Genomic DNA, 18,555 nt, shown 5'->3' with positions numbered 1-18,555 from the left:
CTAAAATCTAAAATCTAAAATCTAAAATCTAAAATCTAAAATCTAAAATCTAAAATCTAAAATCTAAAATCTAAAATATGTTCGCCTCCTACCACAAATACATTCTCAATTTCAAACGACCATCAGGGACTTCTCGCGGCGTGATGACCGAAAAAGAAACTTGGTTTATTGTCTTGGAACAAGACGGTAAAAAAGGAATAGGCGAGTGTGGGATTCTAAGAGGTTTGAGTATTGACGACAGACCAGATTACGAAGAAAAATTACAATGGACTTGCTCCAATATCCATCTCGGTAAAGACCAACTTTGGGAAGCTTTAATTGAGTTTCCTTCGATACAGTTTGGAGTTGAAATAGCGTTCCAATCTTTGGTAAGCGAAACTCCCTTTTTACTCTTTCCTTCCGACTTTACCAATGGCGCAAAATCGATCCCAATTAATGGTTTGGTTTGGATGGGTGAGGAGTCTTTCATGAAGCAACAAATCGAAGAAAAACTAGCTGATGGTTATCGCTGCATAAAACTCAAAATTGGTGCCATAGATTTTGATAAAGAACTACAGTTATTGCGATTTATTCGAGAATATTTCACTCCGGAGCAAGTCGAAATCCGGGTAGATGCTAACGGCGCTTTTGATTCTAATGAAGCTTTAGGTAAATTAAATCAACTAGCTGGTTTTGTGCTACATAGTGTAGAGCAGCCTATTCAAAAAAACAACACTGACAGTATGGCAGAGTTGTGTAAAACCACTCCTTTTCCCATTGCGTTAGACGAAGAGTTGATAGGCATTTTTACAAGGGAAGAAAAAGAAAAGTTATTGACTAAAATCAAGCCGCAATACATCATTTTGAAGCCTAGTTTTGTTGGTGGTTTTCGGGGCACTCAGGAGTGGATTTCCTTGGCCGAAAAGCATAATGTTGGCTGGTGGATTACCTCGGCTTTGGAGAGTAATATCGGCCTAAACGCGATTGCACAATGGACATTTTTACAACATAATTTGATGCCTCAAGGATTAGGAACGGGAGCTTTATATACCAATAATTTTGACTGCCCGTTGCAAGTTTCAGAAGGACAATTATGGTATTGTGATAAAGTGAATTGGCAATTTGAATTCGATGCTTTTGATGGAAAGATACAGACTATATAAAAGAGTATAATCTGGTAAAAGTGATTGCAAAAGGCTCAAACTATATCAAGTTTGAGTCTTTTTATTTTTACAAATCAAAAATTGCGACAGAGTAGACTGTATTTCAGAGATAAAAAAAAGCCCACAGATTATAAGGATCAAACCGATTAGCACGGATTTTTGACTTTGTGAATCAAAAGTTTTTTTAATAGGTGTAGAATCCGTTAAATCCGTATGATCTGTGGGCTAAATATGCTTTTGAACTTTATTTAGAAGTTATTGGTATAGTTAACAACCCTTTCAGCCCTATCCCTACTATTAATGCGAGAACCAGTAATCCGGAAAATAGATAGAAAATAGTAATTTCTTTGGTTAAACCCAATAACATAGGGCCGACAAATGCCGCCGCCGACCAAGCTGTTAGCACATATCCGAATACCTGACCGTAATTTTCTGAGCCAAAAAATTCTTTTACAAACGATGGCATAGTGGCAAAACCGGCGCCATAACCCGCGATAATGATAAAAGTTAACGTTTGAAACGAGGCTTTGTTTGTTGAAAAACTGGGTATTAAAGCAAAACAAACCACGTTTATGCCTATAAAAATCATAAAAGTGGGCCAACAACCAATTTTATCTGAAATACTCGACCAGAACAAACGCCCCAAACCGTTAAATAGTCCAATGATAGCCACAAATATCGTTGCTTGTGTAGCGGTCATTCCTATCATTTCTTTACCTAAAATAGCTGCTTTTGAGATAATGGCAATACCTCCGCATACATTTAAGAATAGCAATAGCCATAAAGCGATAAAGCGTTTATCCGATAAAATCTGTCTTGGAGTTAAATCTACGTGAGCATGGTAATCAGTAGCTAAATTTATAGGATTAGCCAAATACAAAGCACTCAGTAACATACAGATTCCATAACCAATTCCTAATGTGGAAAAAGCGCTGGATAATCCCATTGAATCATATAAAGGGCCAATAAAAAAGGAAGCTAATAAAGAGCCTAATGCAAATGACATGATGATGATGCCAGAAGCCAATCCTGGGCGATCAGGAAACCATTTTACAATAGTATAAACCGGAACGACATAGCCAAAACCTAGTCCTATGCCTTGCAAAACACCAAATGTGAGGTAAAATAAGTGAATAGAATCCATTTTTACCGCCAATGAACTGCCTATTAATCCTATGGTTAAAAAAAATGCGGCAATTAATCCAGCTTTTGTAGGGCCTATTTTTTGGGTAAATTTACCCATGAATGCAGCTGTTAAACCTAGAAAACAAATGGCTAAACTAAAAGCAGTTTTGGTGTCGTGAGCTTCCCAATTTAATTCTTTTGATAAGGGTTCGATCCATTTGCTGTATGCATAAATAGATCCAATTGACAGCTGCATAATCATCCCTGCCAATACCATCAAATATTTATTTTTTGACATAATTGTATGGTTATTAGTAACTATTCACCAGTAATAACAGTTAACACGAATTAGCTCTAATTCTTTGATTCATTGTTGCAAAAATTACTAGAGCCTATTTATATTTTGAGGCTAATTCGTGTAGATTTGTGAAATTCGTGTTTTATTTGAGGCGCACTATAGTTACTGTTATTGCAATAAAGCTTTATCGCTGTATTATTTGATTTTTACGCTTTTGAAGTATTGTCTGAATATTGATGCAGCCTTCTCTATTTCTTCTTTGGTTGGGGGTAGTGTATCTGCCAATGGATATTCTAATCCCATGATTTCCCATTTGTGTTTCCCTAATTGATGAAACGGAATGATTTCTACTCTTTCAATTGTTTTATAAGAGGTAAAGTGTTGCCCCCATTCGTGTAGGTATTCTTCTTGGTCTGTCCAACCCGGAACCAGCACATAGCGCAACCACATGGGTTTACCGGTACTTTCTCTGTATTCCGCTACTCTTAAGGTTGTTTTGTTTTTTAATCCGGTTAGTTTTTTATGCCATTCTTTGTTGATGTGTTTGACATCCAATAACAATAAATCGGTTCTTTCTAATAGTTGTTCTGTTTTAGAATCTAATACTCGTCCATTAGAATCCAAACACGTATGAATCCCATTTTCGTGTAAACGGTCAAAAAAAGGAATTAATTTATCCCTTTGCAATAAGGGTTCTCCACCAGAAACGGTTACGCCACCTTTTTTGCTAAAATAAGATTTTTGATGTAATGCTTTTTCTACTAGTTCTTCTATTGGTATAAAAGTACCACCATGGATATCCAAAGTATCGGGATTTTGGCAATACAAACATCTGAATTGGCATCCTTGCACAAAAATGACCATTCGGATTCCAGGTCCGTCATGAGTGCCTAATGTTTCAATGGAATGGACTCTCAATAAGTCTGGATCATGTGCGTCGATTGAATCGTCGATGTATTCTTGCTGTGGGAAGTACATTTAAAAAAGATTAAAAAAACCCGTCTAAAAAGTAAAACTGAATTTCGTTTTTTCTAGACAGGTTAATGTGATTTAATTAAAAATTAGATTTATTTACAATGGTTTACAGGTTCTCATGGAAAGTTCTAGTAATAACTTCTAACTGATGTGCTTTGGATAATCTTACGAAATTTACGGCATAACCAGAAACTCGAATGGTTAATTGAGGGTAATTTTCGGGATGATTGTAAGCATCCATTAGGGTTTCTTTGTCCAATACATTCACATTCAAGTGGTGTGCATTTCGACCAAAGTAACTGTCTAATATCGTTGTTAAATTGGAAACTTGTTCTTCTTTGTCAGATCCTAAAGATTTTGGGACCATGGTAAAAGTGTAAGATATACCATCTTGTGCATCTTCGTAATTCAATTTACTCACCGAGTTCAAGGAAGCGATGGCTCCGTTTACATCTCTACCATGCATCGGGTTTGCGCCTGGAGCAAATGCTTCTCCTGCTTTACGACCGTCTGGAGTAGAACCGGTATTGGTTCCGTACATTACATTCGAAGTAATAGTAAGCAAAGAAAGGGTAGGAGTGGCGTTTTTATAAGCCACATGTTTTCTCAATTCATTAATAAAGAGCGTGGTGATTTCTTGTGCAATACTATCCACTCGGTCATCATCATTCCCAAATTGTGGAAAATCACCTTTAATTTTAAAATCGACAGTTAATCCTATTTCGTTTCTTATTGGAGTTACTTTTGCATACTTTATGGCCGAAAGAGAATCGGCAATAATAGAAATTCCTGCAGCTCCATAGGCAATGTCAATATCTGGATCACTATCAATTAAGGCCATTTGGGCTCTTTCATAATAGTATTTATCATGCATATAATGAATGATATACATTGATTTTGCATAGACTCTGGCTACTTCTGCCAAAGTAATCTTGAACATTTCCATAACGGCATCATAGTTCAAAACGGTATCCTCCATTTGAGGGATGTTTTTAATAACAACAGAACCTTTGTCTTCTTCTCTACCGCCGTTTAAAGCCATAAGTAAGGCTTTTGGTAAATTGGCACGTGCTCCAAAGTGTTGAATAGTTTTACCTATTTTTTGATAGGATACACAACAAGCGATTCCGTAATCATCAGAACCTCGATTGGTACGCATCAAATCATCATTTTCATATTGAAGAGATGAAGTGTCTATCGATACTTGGGTGCAAAAATCTTTGAATCCTTTTGGCAAACTTTGAGACCATAAAATAGTTAAATTCGGTTCTGGTGAAGCTCCTAAGTTATAAAGGGTTTGCAGGAATCTAAAAGAAGTTTTGGTTACTTTAGTTCTTCCATCGTTAAGTTGTCCACCTATGGCTTCGGTTACCCAAGTAGGATCGCCTCCGAAAATTTCGTCATAAGCACCTGGTCGCAAATGACGTACCAAACGAAGTTTCATCACAAATTGATCGATAAACTCTTGTGCTTCTTCTTCGGTTATCAATCCTGATTTTAAATCATTTTCGATATAAATGTCTAAGAAAGACGAAACATTTCCTAGAGACATGGCAGCTCCATCTTGTTCTTTCACGGCACTTAAGTAAGCCAGATACGTGAATTGTACAGCTTCTTGTGCATTGGTTGCTGGGTTTGAAATATCGATACCATAAGAATTGGCCATGATTTTCATATCCAGTAACGCTTTAATCTGTTCTGATATTTCTTCTCTCAAACGTACTTTATGGTCGGTCATTTCGCCGGTAGTAGCATTAAAATCGGCTTTTTTTGCTTCGATCAAACGGTCTACTCCATAAAGGGCAATTCTTCTAAAATCGCCAATGATTCTTCCTCTGGCATAATTGTCTGGCAAACCGGTCAATAAGTGTTTAGAACGATAGGCTCTAATTTCGCTATCATAGGCATTAAAAACGGCTTGATTGTGGTCTTTGGCATAGTTGAATATTTTAATCACCTCATCAGAAACTTTCAAACCTCTTTCGGCAACTGCTGATTCTACCAATTTGATACCTCCAAAAGGTTTCATGGCTCTTTTTAAGAGCATATCGGTTTGTAAACCTACAATGACTTCATTTTCTTTATTGATGTATCCTGGTCCAAATGATGTGATATTTGATATTACATTAGTATCGATTGCAAGACAGCCATTGTTTTTTCTTTCTTGAAGTAAGTTTTCTTTGCAAACATTCCATACCGTTTTAGTTTTCTCAGAAGGCCCCACTAAAAAATTGGCGTTTCCTTCATAAGGTGTAATGTTTTGTAATACAAAATCATAAACATTAATTGAACTGTTCCAGATTCCTGTTTTAAAATATAGTGTTTCAGTCGTATTTTTCATTTTATTCTAAATTATTAATTAACTGGTATTGCTTTATAAAAGCTAATTTATACTAGTAAATTTAACGATTTTTAGAATTGAAATACCGCCGTAAATCACTTTTGGATTATATGTGTCTTTTTGAATTTTAAATAGTTGTTTCAGTGATATTTCTTTGTTTTTTTTGCTTTTTCGTAAAGGCTATTACGTTATAGATAAAATTTATAGCAAAAAAAAATACTAGGTTTAATTGTGTTAAAATTAAAAAAACAATTTTTTTGGATCATAAAATAGCTTTAAGACCCAAAAAAGTGAAAATTTTTGTCTGCAAAAGGCTTTTTTAGAGGTGTCTTTTTATAAAACATTCCTCGCTATTTTTTTGCTTTTAAGAATAGTTAATTTGTTGATTAGTGAGGTAAATGTGCTTTTGCAAATCTAATTATCCAGTAATCGTCTGTGATAATTTATTTGTCCTAAGTGATAAGCAAGATGTGTCGTGAGATGAATTAATAAAAATTCGGTTGAGGTCTTTGCTTCAAAAACTAAAAGGGGGTATTCTTCCTTTAAATTTTCATCGGTCAGTTTGTCAAGGGCATCGTTTACAACAAAAAGAGTTGCCTCAATTTTGGCTATTAATTCGGCTCGTGGAATGTCTTTTTGTGAAAACTCCAGTTCTCTATTTCTGACATAATCTGTCTTCCCAATTTGGGCTCCTATGTAGGTGTTCAGATTCCCAATTAAGTGCAAACACAGATTTCCTGCTGAATTCGATATATTTTTATCAATAGACCAAATTTTGTTTTCATTTTGGTATAATCCGATTTCAGCTTTTAGTTTATTTAAATCTCGGTTGAATAGGGTTTTTAGAGTTTCAATTGCCATTATGATGTTGTTTGTTGGTATTTTTTTAAAGAGGAAAGGGCTTGTTTTTGAATCTTCTTTTCCATAAAACCTGTCCAACCCAATAAAAAACCTTTAAAACCTAAAGCCTGCTTTGACCATTCCCAGATGTCAAAATCATCTGTATGTCTGATGATTAATCCGTCTTTAAATCGAAAATGGGCTTCAATTCGATTGACTACTTTTCTATTGGTTTTACTGAAATTATAGGTTGCAATCCAATTTGCAGATCCCATGTATTGATCCGCTTTAATGTCTGAAAATTCGATTTTAATAGTGCCTTTGCTCTTTTCAATCAACATTTTCCACATTTTGCATGCATCTTTTCCTTTTAATAAACCAAAAGCGGGATCATGAAATTTAATTTTTGCATGATAGCATTCGCTCATTGTTTTAGCATCAGCATTAGAGAAAGCGGTATAAAATTTATGAATAGTTTCTTCGTTTTGGTTCATTTATAACAATTTAAGAGGGTGATTTATGGTTTGTATTTCTGTTATGTTATTGAATTTTCAAAAGTAAGTTGGGATCTGGACAGTTTTCTAAGTAATAATCCAAGTTGTTTTTGCTGCAAACTCCCGTATAATCACCAAAATTTTCTTTTATATTTTTTATAATTTGAAAATGCAAATGTGGTGCATAATCGCCATTTACGGATGAACCTCCTAAAGTTGCAATTGTAGCTCCTTTTTCGAAAAAATCACCTACTTTGAGAGAAGCAATACTTTCTAAGGATAAATGCCCGTATAAAGTATAAAAAGTTTGAGTTTCTATTAGGTGTTCCAATATGATAGTTGGGCCATAATCGCCTATATTGTTATTGTATTGAAAACTATGCACTTTTCCATCCAAAGCTGCCAAAACTGGAGTTCCCGCTTTGATCCATAAATCCAAACCGATGTGAATGTTTCGTTCATCTGAATTCGAATCGTTAAATGCGGTACTTCGTTTGTATAAATTGCGTGTTTCATTATAACCTCCATGCGCCACTCTTGCGTTATTTTTATCTAAATGGCTTTCGATAAATGTTTCAAATTCAGTGGCGTTAGAAATATTGAGTTGATTCAATTCTAGATTTGAAGCTGATAAATCCAAAGGAGTGTATTGATTGTATTCAATACTGTCATCTATCACTTTGACTTGCGGGAGGTTTTTTAAAATGGATTCTATTGTTTTCATGGATACTACTTATTGAAGAATTGTAAATTTAACTAAAAAAAGAAGTCTCCCAAATTACTTTTTTAGATACTTTTTTTCGGTTAAATGTATCCATTTACCGCACAATAGCTTATTAATTCCGAGGTTTTTTTTAATTGTAACTTTTCAAGAATATGTCTTCGATGCGCATTTACGGTGTGAAGGCTAATATTAAGTTTTGATGCAATACTTTTGCTTGTTTCTCCATCTTTAAGCAAAATTATGATTTCCTTTTCTTTAGAAGTCATTTTTATATTTTCAGGGAATGTTTTAGATGAAATTAATATATTGCCCTCTTTAGGGTCAAATTCCGAAACGGAAAAAATAATTGTATTATCCGACTTATAAGGCGTGATATCATTATAAGTTCCCAACAATAAAATAGGATTGTTGTTTTCATCGGTTTCAAGAACAATAAATTGGTCTAAAAATTGAACATAGATTTCTTCTTTATGTTTTAATCTGTAATTAATTGAAAAGCGAGCATTCTTTATTTGTTTTTTGTCTAAACTGGAAGTATAGTGAACAAATTCTTTAAAAATTACCCCCAAATATTCTTTTAAATCGTTGGGGTGAAATAGGTTTAAAAACCAACTATGCCCAAAGTTTAAAAAATCATCAGAGGAATAGCCTATTAAACTAGTAATATCCTCGCATACATGGAGGTATCTTTGTTTTTGAAGATCCAATAAATACAGGATACAAGGCATTATATCTAATTGGTTATTAAAAAAAACAGCTCTTTTCAGATACTGTTTGTTTTCTTTTAACTGAAACTCTTCCTTTGATTGTAAATAATCAATAAAATGGATGTAATAATCTTCGGATGTAATCTCTTTAGTCATAATGCAAAGTCAATGAAGTTATTAATTACGTTGAAAACAATCCTGCGCAAACATAGCCATCCATTGATTGATTTTTTCCGGTTGGTCAGATTGGATGTAATGACCTGCATTGGGAACTAAAATGAATTCATTTTTCCAAACCTTTAAATTGCTATCATCTAGATAATTGGTAAAAGTCACGGTGTCCTCTTTTCCGAAAGCTATTGCGACAGGGACTTTAAGCCTTTCTATAGCTGCAATTTCATCACCATATTCAGAAGCTGCAATAGCCGCCGCAATTACGCTTCTTACCTTTTGGTCTGTTTTCTTATAATTGTCGAATAAAGTTTGCTTACTGTTTTCGTCAGAATGTACAGTAGCGTCATCAATTAATACTTTTAGATCTTCATCACTCGAAGTAGGGACAAAATAAGGGGTTATAAGAGGATTAGGTTGTAAAATGTCTGAAGGCAACTTTCCTTTTCCTAAAATTACAGGATTGGTCAAAAAAACTCCTTTACAACCCATCAAGGTGTCGGCACACTCCCCAATAATAATAGTGCCAAAACAATGTCCCACAAGAAGATAATTCTCTTTAATTTCTTCTTTAAGAAACTCGGATACAATTCTGGACATTCCTTTAATACTATAATCACGGTCAGGAAAATTACTTTTTGAAGACATTCCATGTCCTGGGAGATCTATAGCTATACGTTCATAATCAGATAACCATTCACTTTCTATGGCAGTATCCCAATAATTCATTGCATTTGAACTTCCGTGAATAAAAACTATTTTTTGGGGAGAGCTCCCTTTTCGAGTAAAATGTAACATGTTTAAAAATTTAAATGTTCGAATTCATATGTGATATTTATTGTTTTTTAATTGTCATGCCATCATTCGCTTTAGTGACAAACTTATAGCAATGCTCATTTCATGAAATTTGAAATTAATTGCACTACATTTTTGCTGTTTGTTTTTGTTAAAATGTTGCTTCTATGGGCATCAATAGTGTGAAAGCTAACAAATAATTTTTGAGCTATTTCTTTAGTCGTTAAACCTTTAATTAGTAATTCCAGAATTCTGTTTTCTTGAGGGGTAAGTTTTTTGTCCTCATCATAAACTTTATAGCTATTAGACAATAGAATCATTTTTTTATTAGAATCTAAAGCGTCTGTTTTTTCTATTCGATGGTATAGTTCTCTATTAAAGAGCTTAAGATTCGATAAATCAGACACACTGCCATAAGCATGGAGTGGTATTCCTGTTATTGGATCAGCAATAATTCGATTTTTTTGCAAAATATGTGAAATCGTTTTGTCATGATTAAAAATTCGATAGGTATTGGTAAAGATCAATTGGCCTCTCTCCTCTGGTTTGGTATCAAGAATAACCTCTAAATTTTTTGAAAATATTTGTTCAGAATACAATTCAAAGTCATCCTTTTGATATATGGATAAAAACTTCTCAATTCCTCCTTCCATAATTTCTTCTACTTTATGTTTTGAAAAAAATTGAAACTCTTTTGAGATAAATTCATACTCATTTGTTTGGTAATTTAAAATGTAAAAGGTGGGTAATATGCCGAATGGAACTGAAGCTAATTGATTAATCTCATCCCTGAATTTTGACAGTACACTCCAATCAACAGACGAAATTATTTCAGCCTCTTGATGATTAATAAGTGTTTTATAGTTGAGGTAATTATTATTCATTACTTATCCTTATTAACAATTAAAATGATTCAGAAAAAAACACCAAATATTTTGTTAAGTTATTGAAAGTAAAGAATGTAGATCTGAAGTAATGAGGCGAAAAACATATCAAATATAGCGATAATTTGCCTTTTTTTAAAATTTTATTGGCTTAGAAGTTACAACGTGCCAGTATTAGGCTTTTTATGAGTGTTGGAGTATAAATTTTAACCAAAAAATAACCTTAATAATAGTACAATGCACCTCAAGTAACCAATGAAAAATAGCTATTTATAACTATTTTATTTTCTTTTTTTTAGAGCGAAATTTGATTAGTGATTCGTTATGTGGTTAAAAAAGAATCACAATATCTAAGATAATTAACGAATCAACTAAATTTTTAAATCCGAAAATTGATTGCAACTCTAATGTCGAAATTATAGTATTAAAAAATGATGACGTTTAAAGTAGGCAAAACTTAAATTATCAATTATCATGAAAAATTTATACCTCTCAATTATTTCTCTTTTAATGTTATTTTCTAACATTACAAAAGCTCAAGTGGTCACAATATCTGATAGTTTTAAAGCTGAATTGATTACTCAAGGATTTGATACAAATAGCAATGGAGATATAGAGGTTAACGAAGCTGCGATACCTACATCCTTAAATTTACAATCCAAATCGATTAACGATTTAACTGGAATTAAAAGTTTCGTAAATTTGACTTATTTAAATGTTGATAACAACCAACTGAGCAACCTAGATGTATCGGGCTTAACGAAATTGACCTCATTTAGTTGCACTAACAATAGTGGTTTGACCGACATCAACGCTTCGGGTTGTATCGCCTTAACATCTTCTTCTTACAGTGGCTGTCCTGTGCAGAATTTAAATTTTTCGGGTTGTATTGCTTTGACTTCTTTTACTGAGAGTAATAATGCTACGCTATCCTCATTGAATTTATCAAATTGTACAGGGCTTACTTATATAAATATAGCTTATAGTAGCCTCTTGACTACATTAAACGTAAGCAGTTGCATTCAATTAACTACCTTACAGTGTTATTACAATCCAATTTTGACATCCTTAGACGCCTCGGGATTAACGCTGTTAACCAGTTTATACTGTCCCAATAATGCGCTTACCACATTAAACACGACAGGCTTAACGGCATTAACTTCTTTAGAGTGTTCTAATAATCAATTAACTACTTTAAACACAATTGGATTAACGGCATTAACCTCCTTAAGCTGTAATATCAATCAACTGACAACTCTTGCTGTTTCAGCGTTGACCTCATTAACCACCTTAAATTGTAATACCAATCAACTGACAACACTAGATGTTTCTGGACTAACCGCATTAACTTACTTTGATTGCAGCATCAACATCAATTTAACATCAGTAAACGCCTCCGGATGTATTGCGCTAACTTTACCAAATTACAGTAATTGTCCTGTTCAAAGTTTAAATTTTTCGGGTTGTATCGCTTTAACCTCTTTTTATGAGAGTAGTAACCCTACACTTAACTCATTGAATTTGTCCAATTGCTCAGGACTTAACACAATAATTATTTATTATAATAGTCTATTAACTACTTTAAACGTAAGTGGTTGCTCGCAATTAACTACATTACAGTGTTATTATAATCCAGTTCTCTCCTCCTTAGATGCTTCGGGATTAGCACAGTTAATCAGTTTATACTGCCCAAATAATGCGCTTACCACATTAAATACGACGGGGTTAACGGCATTAACTTCTTTAGAATGTTCTAGTAATCAATTAACATCTTTAAATATTTCTGGGTTAACGGCATTGAGCTCTTTAAACTGTAATAACAATCAATTAGCTTCTTTAAATGCAACGGGATTAACATTGCTTAATAATTTAAGCTGCAATAACAATCAGCTGACGGCTCTTGATGTTTCGGGTTTAACCGCTTTAACCCAGTTTAATTGTAGCAACAACAGTGCGCTAACCGACATAGATGCTTCGGGTTGTATTGCATTAACATCTTCCTATTACAGCGGCTGTCCTGTACAGAATTTAAATTTTTCGGGATGTATTGCCTTAACTTATTTTTCTGAGAGCAGCAACCCCACACTTACTTCATTGAATTTGTCAAATTGCATCGGGCTTACTTTTATAAATGTAGATCATAGTAGCCTCTTGACTACATTAAACGTAAGCGGTTGCTCGCAATTAACTGGATTACAGTGTTACTATAATCCAGTTCTCTCCTCCTTAGATGCTTCGGGATTAACACAGTTAACCAGTTTATACTGCCCGAATAATGCGCTTACAACATTAAATACGACAGGGGTAACGGCGTTAACTTCTTTAGAATGTTCTAACAATCAATTAACTTCTTTAAATACTTCTGGGTTAACTGTATTAACCTCATTAAGCTGTAATAACAATCAATTGTCCTCTTTAAATGTGACGGGATTACCATTGCTAAATAATTTGAGTTGTAATACCAATCAACTGACGACTCTTGATGTTTCTGGGTTAACCGCATTAACTAATTTTGATTGCAGTAACAACAGTGCGCTAACCGATATAAACGCTTCGGGTTGTATTGCGTTAACATCTTCCTCTTACAGTGGCTGTCTTGTACAACATTTAAATTTTTCGGGATGTATTTCCTTAACTTATTTTTCAGAGAGTAGTAACCCCACGCTTACGGCATTGAATTTGTCAAATTGTACAGGGCTTACCCAGATATATGTACAGTTCAATAGCCTATTAACTACATTAAACATAAGCGGTTGCTCCCAATTAACTTATTTACAGTGTTATTACAATCCGCTTCTTACGGCCTTAGACGCCTCGGGATTAACACTATTAACCAGTTTGTATTGTCCGAATAATGCGCTTACAACATTAAACACGACGGGGTTAACGGCTTTAACTTCTTTGAATTGCGACAACAATCAATTAACCTCTTTAAATGTAACGGGATTAACATTGTTAAATAGTTTAAGTTGTAATACCAATCAATTGACAACTCTCGATGTCTCAGGTTTAATAAAATTGATTTCTTTTAGTTGCAACAATAACAATAGTCTGGCTGCCATAAACGCTTCGGGTTGTGTTGCGTTAACGTCACCGTCCTACAGTGGCTGTCCTGTACAAAATTTAAATTTTTCGGGTTGTATTGCCTTAGCTTATTTTTCAGAGAGTAGTAACCCCACGCTTACGGCATTGAATTTGTCAAATTGTACAGGGCTTACCCAGATATATGTACAGTTCAATAGCCTATTAACTACATTAAACATAAGCGGTTGCTCCCAATTAACTTATTTACAGTGTTATTACAATCCGCTTCTTACGGCCTTAGACGCCTCGGGATTAACACAATTAACCGGTTTGCATTGTCCGAATAATGCGCTTACAACATTAAACACGACGGGGTTAACGGCTTTAACTTCTTTAGAATGTTCTAATAATCAACTAACCTCTTTAAATACTGCTGGGTTAACTGCATTAACCTCTTTAAGCTGTAATAACAATCAACTGACAGCTCTTGATGCTTCTGGGTTAACGGCTTTAACTACTTTAAATTGTGATTCTAATTCTATTTCGACTATAGATTTAAGAAATGGTATAACTAATTCAATAAATCTTTCGGCAACCAATAATATTCCTTTAAGCAGTATTTGTATCGATTTAGGGGATACCGTAACAGGGAGCTGGGACAATGGTATTATTCCGGGATTGGCAACACCGCCTACAGGAAACGCTATACAGACATTTTGTAACGCTGCAAAAGTATCCGATTTAGTCGCTACCGGAACTGGGATTCAATGGTATGACAGTCCATCATCGGGTACACCTCTTGAATCCAATACTGATTTAGTAAATAATACAACCTATTATGCAAGCCAAGCTTTAAATTCTTGTGCGGGAACTTCATTTTTAGCAGTAACAGCAATAATTAACATAACTCCAGCTCCAGCTCCAACCACAACACAAACTTTTTGTAATGCGGGAACAGTTTCTGATCTGGTTGCCACTGGAACAGCTATTCAATGGTATGAGGCTGAAAATGGCGGTACGACTTTGGCGCCGAATACACCTTTAATAACAGGGACGTATTATGCAACTCAAACATTAAATAATTGCGAAAGTATACCCGGAACCGCTGTTGCCGTTGTGGTTAATCCAAATGTGACTTATTATGTCGATACCGATGGCGATACTTTTGGAAATCCAGCTGTTACCCAGGTATCATGTATAGGCCAGCCGGTAGGGTACGTGATTGATAACACCGATTGTGATGATACTAACGCAGGAATCCATATAAATTGTGACAATATAACTTATGCAATTACTTGCCCAATAGATAAAATCGTGAATACTGATATTGGATTTTGTACGGCGATAGTAAATGCAATTGATCCGGTTGTAATTCCCAGTAATGCGGCATACAGTTATACCTTAAGTGGTGTTACTTTAGGTTCAGACAGTGGTAATGCCAGTGCCAGTGGATTAACCTTTAATAAAGGCGAAACCACGGTTACTTATACCTTGACAGCCGATGTTACCAAGACCTGTAGTTTTAAAGTAACGATAAATGGGGAAGTTGCGGGAGCTTTGAGTTTTGATGGTGTAAATGATTATGTGAGTATACCTGCTTTAAATCTTAACTCCAATACCGTAACTATGGAAGCTTGGATTAAACCCAAAGGGCTTCAAGATGATTATGATGGCATTGTTTTTTCCCGTTCCGGAAGCACTATAGCGGGATTTGGAATAAGAGCAAATAATGAGATTGAGTATCATTGGAACAATGATGGTTTAACTTATGGATGGCATAGTGGAGCTATTGCTTCTCCGGATATATGGAGTCATGTGGTTTTAGTTGTTGAACCTACCAAAGCTACAATATACCTAAATGGAGTAGCACATGTAAACAACGTTGTTCACGCTATTGAAGAATTTAATGGGATTACAAGAATAGGAAAAGATGATCCCTACTTATCTCAGGATCGACAATTTAAAGGTGATATTGATGAGGTTCGCATGTGGAACAGGGCTTTATGTGCCGCAGAAATCCAAAATAATATGACGGGAGAATTAACTTTGCCACAATTAGGATTAATAGCCTACTATAAATTTAATCAAGGAATAAGCAGCTGTGAAAATCCAAGCATTAGTAGTTTATCGGATTCAAGCGGTAATAATTTAAACGGAACTTTAACTAATTTTGCGCTTACTGGCTCCACATCCAACTGGGTAAATGGTACTGTAAGCGGTACCAGCCCCAGTTTTGAACATACTCCACCTGTTATTACTTGTCCGGCAGCTATTTCTGTAACCATTGATGCTCCGGCAACTACAACGATCGTTAATTTTACAGCAACCGCCACCGATGATTCAGGAATCGCTTCTATTACTTACAGTAAAGACCCAAACACAGAATTCCCTATTGGAATGACTGAAGTAATCGTTACCGCGACGGATAATAATTGCAATTCGAGTACTTGTAGTTTTACCGTAACGGTTATAGAAAATGAAAACCCGCAAATTCACTGGATAAGTATTTCAGCAGGAGTGTATCAAAACGTTGGAATAAAATCCGATGGAACACTTTGGGCTTGGGGTAATAATGCTAATGGTCAATTAGGCGATGGAACAAATATTAACAAAAATATCCCAGTACAAATTGGCATAAGTTCTAACTGGAAGAACATAGCATCAGGATGGTATCATACTATTGGAATACAATCCAATGGGACTCTTTGGACATGGGGAAATAATTGGTATGGACAATTGGGCGATGGAACCAATATAGATAAAAATATCCCTGTACAAATAGGTACTGACACCAATTGGAAAAGTATAGCAGCAGGAGAACACCACTCAGTGGCTATTAAATCCGATGGGACACTTTGGGCTTGGGGTAAAAATGATAATGGTCAATTAGGAGACGGTACATATATTAATAAAAATATCCCAGTACAAATTGGCTCTGCTTTAGATTGGCAATATGTTTCGACAGGAGGATTATTCTCTTTTGGCATCAAAACCAATGGAACTCTTTGGGGATGGGGATACAATCCTTATGGCCAATTAGGAGATGGAACAAATACAAGTAAAAATATTCCGGTGAAAATTGGAACAGACACCAATTGGAACCAATTAGTTGCAGAGTACCTCCATACAGTTGCTTTAAAATCGGATGGTACCTTATGGGCTTGGGGAGGTAATGGTAATGGTCAATTAGGAGACGGAACATATACTGATAAAAATATACCCAACCAAATTGGCACTGATAGTAGTTGGCAAACAATTGCCGTAGGGGGATATCATTCAGCTGGATTAAAATCGGATGGTACACTTTGGACTTGGGGAAATAACAGTTATGGAGAATTAGGAGATGGAACGAATACGAATAGAAATACTCCAATGCATATTACTACTGAAACTAATTTTCAAAGCATTTTCGCTAGAGGTCAACACATAGTTGGAATAAAATCCGGAGGTATGGAGTTTTGCGCCACTGGATATAATTTCTATGGTCAACTAGGTGATGGAACCAATATTTCAAAAAACAGTTTTGTCTGCATTCCTATAGCAGAGCCTTGTGTTTTACCGGTAGCCAATGCAGGTTCATCGACTTCAATATGTTCAGGCAGCCCTGTAATAATTGGTGCAATAGCAGTAGCTGGAAATACGTATAGTTGGGTTTCTAGTCCGGCGGGATTTACTTCTACCGCTGCTAAACCAACAGTTGCCCCAACGGTTACTACAACCTATACTTTAACCGAAACGGTAACTGCTACGGGTTGTGCAAAATCCAACTCTGTAACCATAACAGTCAACCCAATGCCAGTTGTTACTTTAGGAATATTTAATCCGGTATGTATAAATTCATTTCCTGTTTTTTTAACTAGTGGGCAACCATTCGGTGGATTTTATTTTGGCACAGGAGTCAGTTCTGGTATATTTAATCCTTCAGTAGCGGGAGTGGGAACTCATTTAATTTTTTATTCCTATACTGATGGCAATGGTTGCAATAGAATAGCTGATTCCTCAATAACGGTTTATGCTTTACCAGTCGTTACTTTAGGAACATTCAGTCCAGTATGTGTCGATGCAGTTGTCTATACACTATCTGGCGGTTCGCCATCGGGCGGAATCTATTCTGGAACAGGAGTCAGTTCGGGTAGTTTTAATCCGACTGTTGCGGGTGTGGGTATTCATGTAATAACTTATTCTTATGTTGATGGTAATGGGTGCAGTAATTCTGCTGTTTCTTCCATCACCGTGAATCCAAAACCAATAGTATCTTTAAGTGGTTTTCCTTCCCTTTGTTTAGGAAGTACCCCTCTTGTATTAAGCGGAGGTTCTCCGTCCGGTGGAATCTATTCCGGTACTGGAGTAGGTTCGGGTAGTTTTAATCCGACTGTTGCGGGAGTGGGTATTCATGTAATAACTTATACTTATACCGATGCTAATGGGTGCAGTAATTCTGCTTTTTCTTCCATCACAGTGGATCCAAAACCAATAGTATCTTTAAATAGTTTTCCTTCCCTTTGTTTAGGAGGTGCCCCTCTTGTATTAGGAGGAGGTTCTCCATCAGGAGGGATTTATACCGGTACAGGAGTCAGCTCGGGTATTTTTAATCCGACTGTTGCGGGAACGGGTATTCATATAATAACTTACACCTATACTGATGGTAATGGGTGCAGTAGTTCTGCTTTTTCTTCCATCACCGTTAATCCAAAACCAATAGTATCTTTAAGTGGTTTTCCTTCCCTTTGTTTAGGAAGTGCTCCTCTTGTATTAGGCGGAGGTTCTCCATCAAGTGGTATTTATTCTGGAACAGGAGTCAGCTCGGGTAGTTTTAATCCGACTGTTGCAGGAACGGGTATTCATGTAATAACTTACACCTATACTGATGGTAATGGGTGCAGTAGTTCTGCTTTTTCTTCCATCACCGTTAATCCAAAACCAATAGTATCTTTAAGTGGTTTTCCTTCCCTTTGTTTAGGAAGTGCTCCTCTTGTATTAGGCGGAGGTTCTCCATCAAGTGGTATTTATTCTGGAACAGGAGTCAGCTCGGGTA

General features: G+C 35.5%; 11 protein-coding genes. 2 read left to right on the top strand and 9 right to left on the bottom strand.

Annotation, left to right across the window (positions count from 1 at the left end; all coding sequences use genetic code 11):
• The first annotated feature begins 77 nt into the window (after positions 1-77).
• Positions 78-1,142, top strand: coding sequence for an o-succinylbenzoate synthase (locus tag DB891_RS16865; RefSeq protein WP_116764754.1), 1,065 nt, complete (start codon positions 78-80; stop codon positions 1,140-1,142).
• A gap of 244 nt (positions 1,143-1,386) precedes the next feature.
• On the opposite strand, the gene DB891_RS16860 is transcribed toward DB891_RS16865, so the two are convergent.
• The 9 genes from DB891_RS16860 to DB891_RS16820 all read right to left on the bottom strand — a co-directional run bounded on the left by DB891_RS16860 (position 1,387) and on the right by DB891_RS16820 (position 10,496).
• The gene (locus tag DB891_RS16860) at positions 1,387-2,565 is read right to left on the bottom strand and encodes an L-lactate MFS transporter (RefSeq protein ID WP_116764753.1); all 1,179 of its coding nucleotides are present in this window, start codon (positions 2,563-2,565) and stop codon (positions 1,387-1,389) included.
• Between the two features lie 195 nt (positions 2,566-2,760).
• A complete protein-coding gene (gene pflA / locus DB891_RS16855; protein WP_116764752.1) occupies positions 2,761-3,543 on the bottom strand; it encodes a pyruvate formate-lyase-activating protein in 783 nt (260 codons plus the stop codon).
• 103 nt (positions 3,544-3,646) lie between these two features.
• Positions 3,647-5,881 (bottom strand): formate C-acetyltransferase, encoded by a 2,235-nt coding sequence (gene pflB / locus DB891_RS16850; protein WP_116764751.1) that lies wholly within the window; start codon positions 5,879-5,881, stop codon positions 3,647-3,649.
• A 414-nt stretch (positions 5,882-6,295) separates the two neighbouring features.
• A complete protein-coding gene (locus DB891_RS16845) occupies positions 6,296-6,742 on the bottom strand; it encodes a DinB family protein (protein WP_116764750.1) in 447 nt (148 codons plus the stop codon).
• On the bottom strand, positions 6,742-7,215 hold the full coding sequence (locus DB891_RS16840) for a nuclear transport factor 2 family protein (protein WP_116764749.1): 474 nt from the start codon (positions 7,213-7,215) through the stop codon (positions 6,742-6,744). The genes DB891_RS16845 and DB891_RS16840 overlap by 1 nt, the downstream gene beginning before the upstream one ends.
• A 46-nt stretch (positions 7,216-7,261) precedes the next feature.
• Complete coding sequence (locus DB891_RS16835) at positions 7,262-7,939, bottom strand: peptidoglycan DD-metalloendopeptidase family protein (RefSeq protein WP_116764748.1); 678 nt, start codon at positions 7,937-7,939, stop codon at positions 7,262-7,264.
• Between the two features lie 80 nt (positions 7,940-8,019).
• The gene (locus tag DB891_RS16830; RefSeq protein ID WP_116764747.1) at positions 8,020-8,802 is read right to left on the bottom strand and encodes a LuxR C-terminal-related transcriptional regulator; all 783 of its coding nucleotides are present in this window, start codon (positions 8,800-8,802) and stop codon (positions 8,020-8,022) included.
• 21 nt (positions 8,803-8,823) lie between these two features.
• Positions 8,824-9,615 (bottom strand): alpha/beta fold hydrolase, encoded by a 792-nt coding sequence (locus DB891_RS16825; protein WP_116764746.1) that lies wholly within the window; start codon positions 9,613-9,615, stop codon positions 8,824-8,826.
• Positions 9,616-9,710: 95 nt separating this feature from the next.
• A complete protein-coding gene (locus tag DB891_RS16820; RefSeq protein WP_116764745.1) occupies positions 9,711-10,496 on the bottom strand; it encodes a response regulator transcription factor in 786 nt (261 codons plus the stop codon).
• 474 nt (positions 10,497-10,970) lie between these two features.
• On the opposite strand from DB891_RS16820, the gene DB891_RS16815 reads away from it, so the two are divergent.
• The coding region (locus DB891_RS16815; protein WP_124019533.1) for a LamG-like jellyroll fold domain-containing protein at positions 10,971-18,555 on the top strand (7,585 nt) is incomplete at its 3' end.

Source organism: Flavobacterium laiguense (assembly GCF_003097655.1).
Taxonomy (GTDB): domain Bacteria; phylum Bacteroidota; class Bacteroidia; order Flavobacteriales; family Flavobacteriaceae; genus Flavobacterium; species Flavobacterium laiguense.
This window is presented reverse-complemented; position numbering and strand designations above follow the sequence as displayed.

Bases quoted from the DNA above. Each gene is read 5' to 3' on its own strand.
- DB891_RS16865 (WP_116764754.1), top strand. From the start codon at position 78: ATGTTCGCCTCCTACCACAAATACATTCTCAATTTCAAACGACCATCA.
- DB891_RS16860 (WP_116764753.1), bottom strand. From the start codon at position 2,565: ATGTCAAAAAATAAATATTTGATGGTATTGGCAGGGATGATTATGCAG.
- pflA (WP_116764752.1), bottom strand. From the start codon at position 3,543: ATGTACTTCCCACAGCAAGAATACATCGACGATTCAATCGACGCACAT.
- pflB (WP_116764751.1), bottom strand. From the start codon at position 5,881: ATGAAAAATACGACTGAAACACTATATTTTAAAACAGGAATCTGGAAC.
- DB891_RS16845 (WP_116764750.1), bottom strand. From the start codon at position 6,742: ATGGCAATTGAAACTCTAAAAACCCTATTCAACCGAGATTTAAATAAA.
- DB891_RS16840 (WP_116764749.1), bottom strand. From the start codon at position 7,215: ATGAACCAAAACGAAGAAACTATTCATAAATTTTATACCGCTTTCTCT.
- DB891_RS16835 (WP_116764748.1), bottom strand. From the start codon at position 7,939: ATGAAAACAATAGAATCCATTTTAAAAAACCTCCCGCAAGTCAAAGTG.
- DB891_RS16830 (WP_116764747.1), bottom strand. From the start codon at position 8,802: ATGACTAAAGAGATTACATCCGAAGATTATTACATCCATTTTATTGAT.
- DB891_RS16825 (WP_116764746.1), bottom strand. From the start codon at position 9,615: ATGTTACATTTTACTCGAAAAGGGAGCTCTCCCCAAAAAATAGTTTTT.
- DB891_RS16820 (WP_116764745.1), bottom strand. From the start codon at position 10,496: ATGAATAATAATTACCTCAACTATAAAACACTTATTAATCATCAAGAG.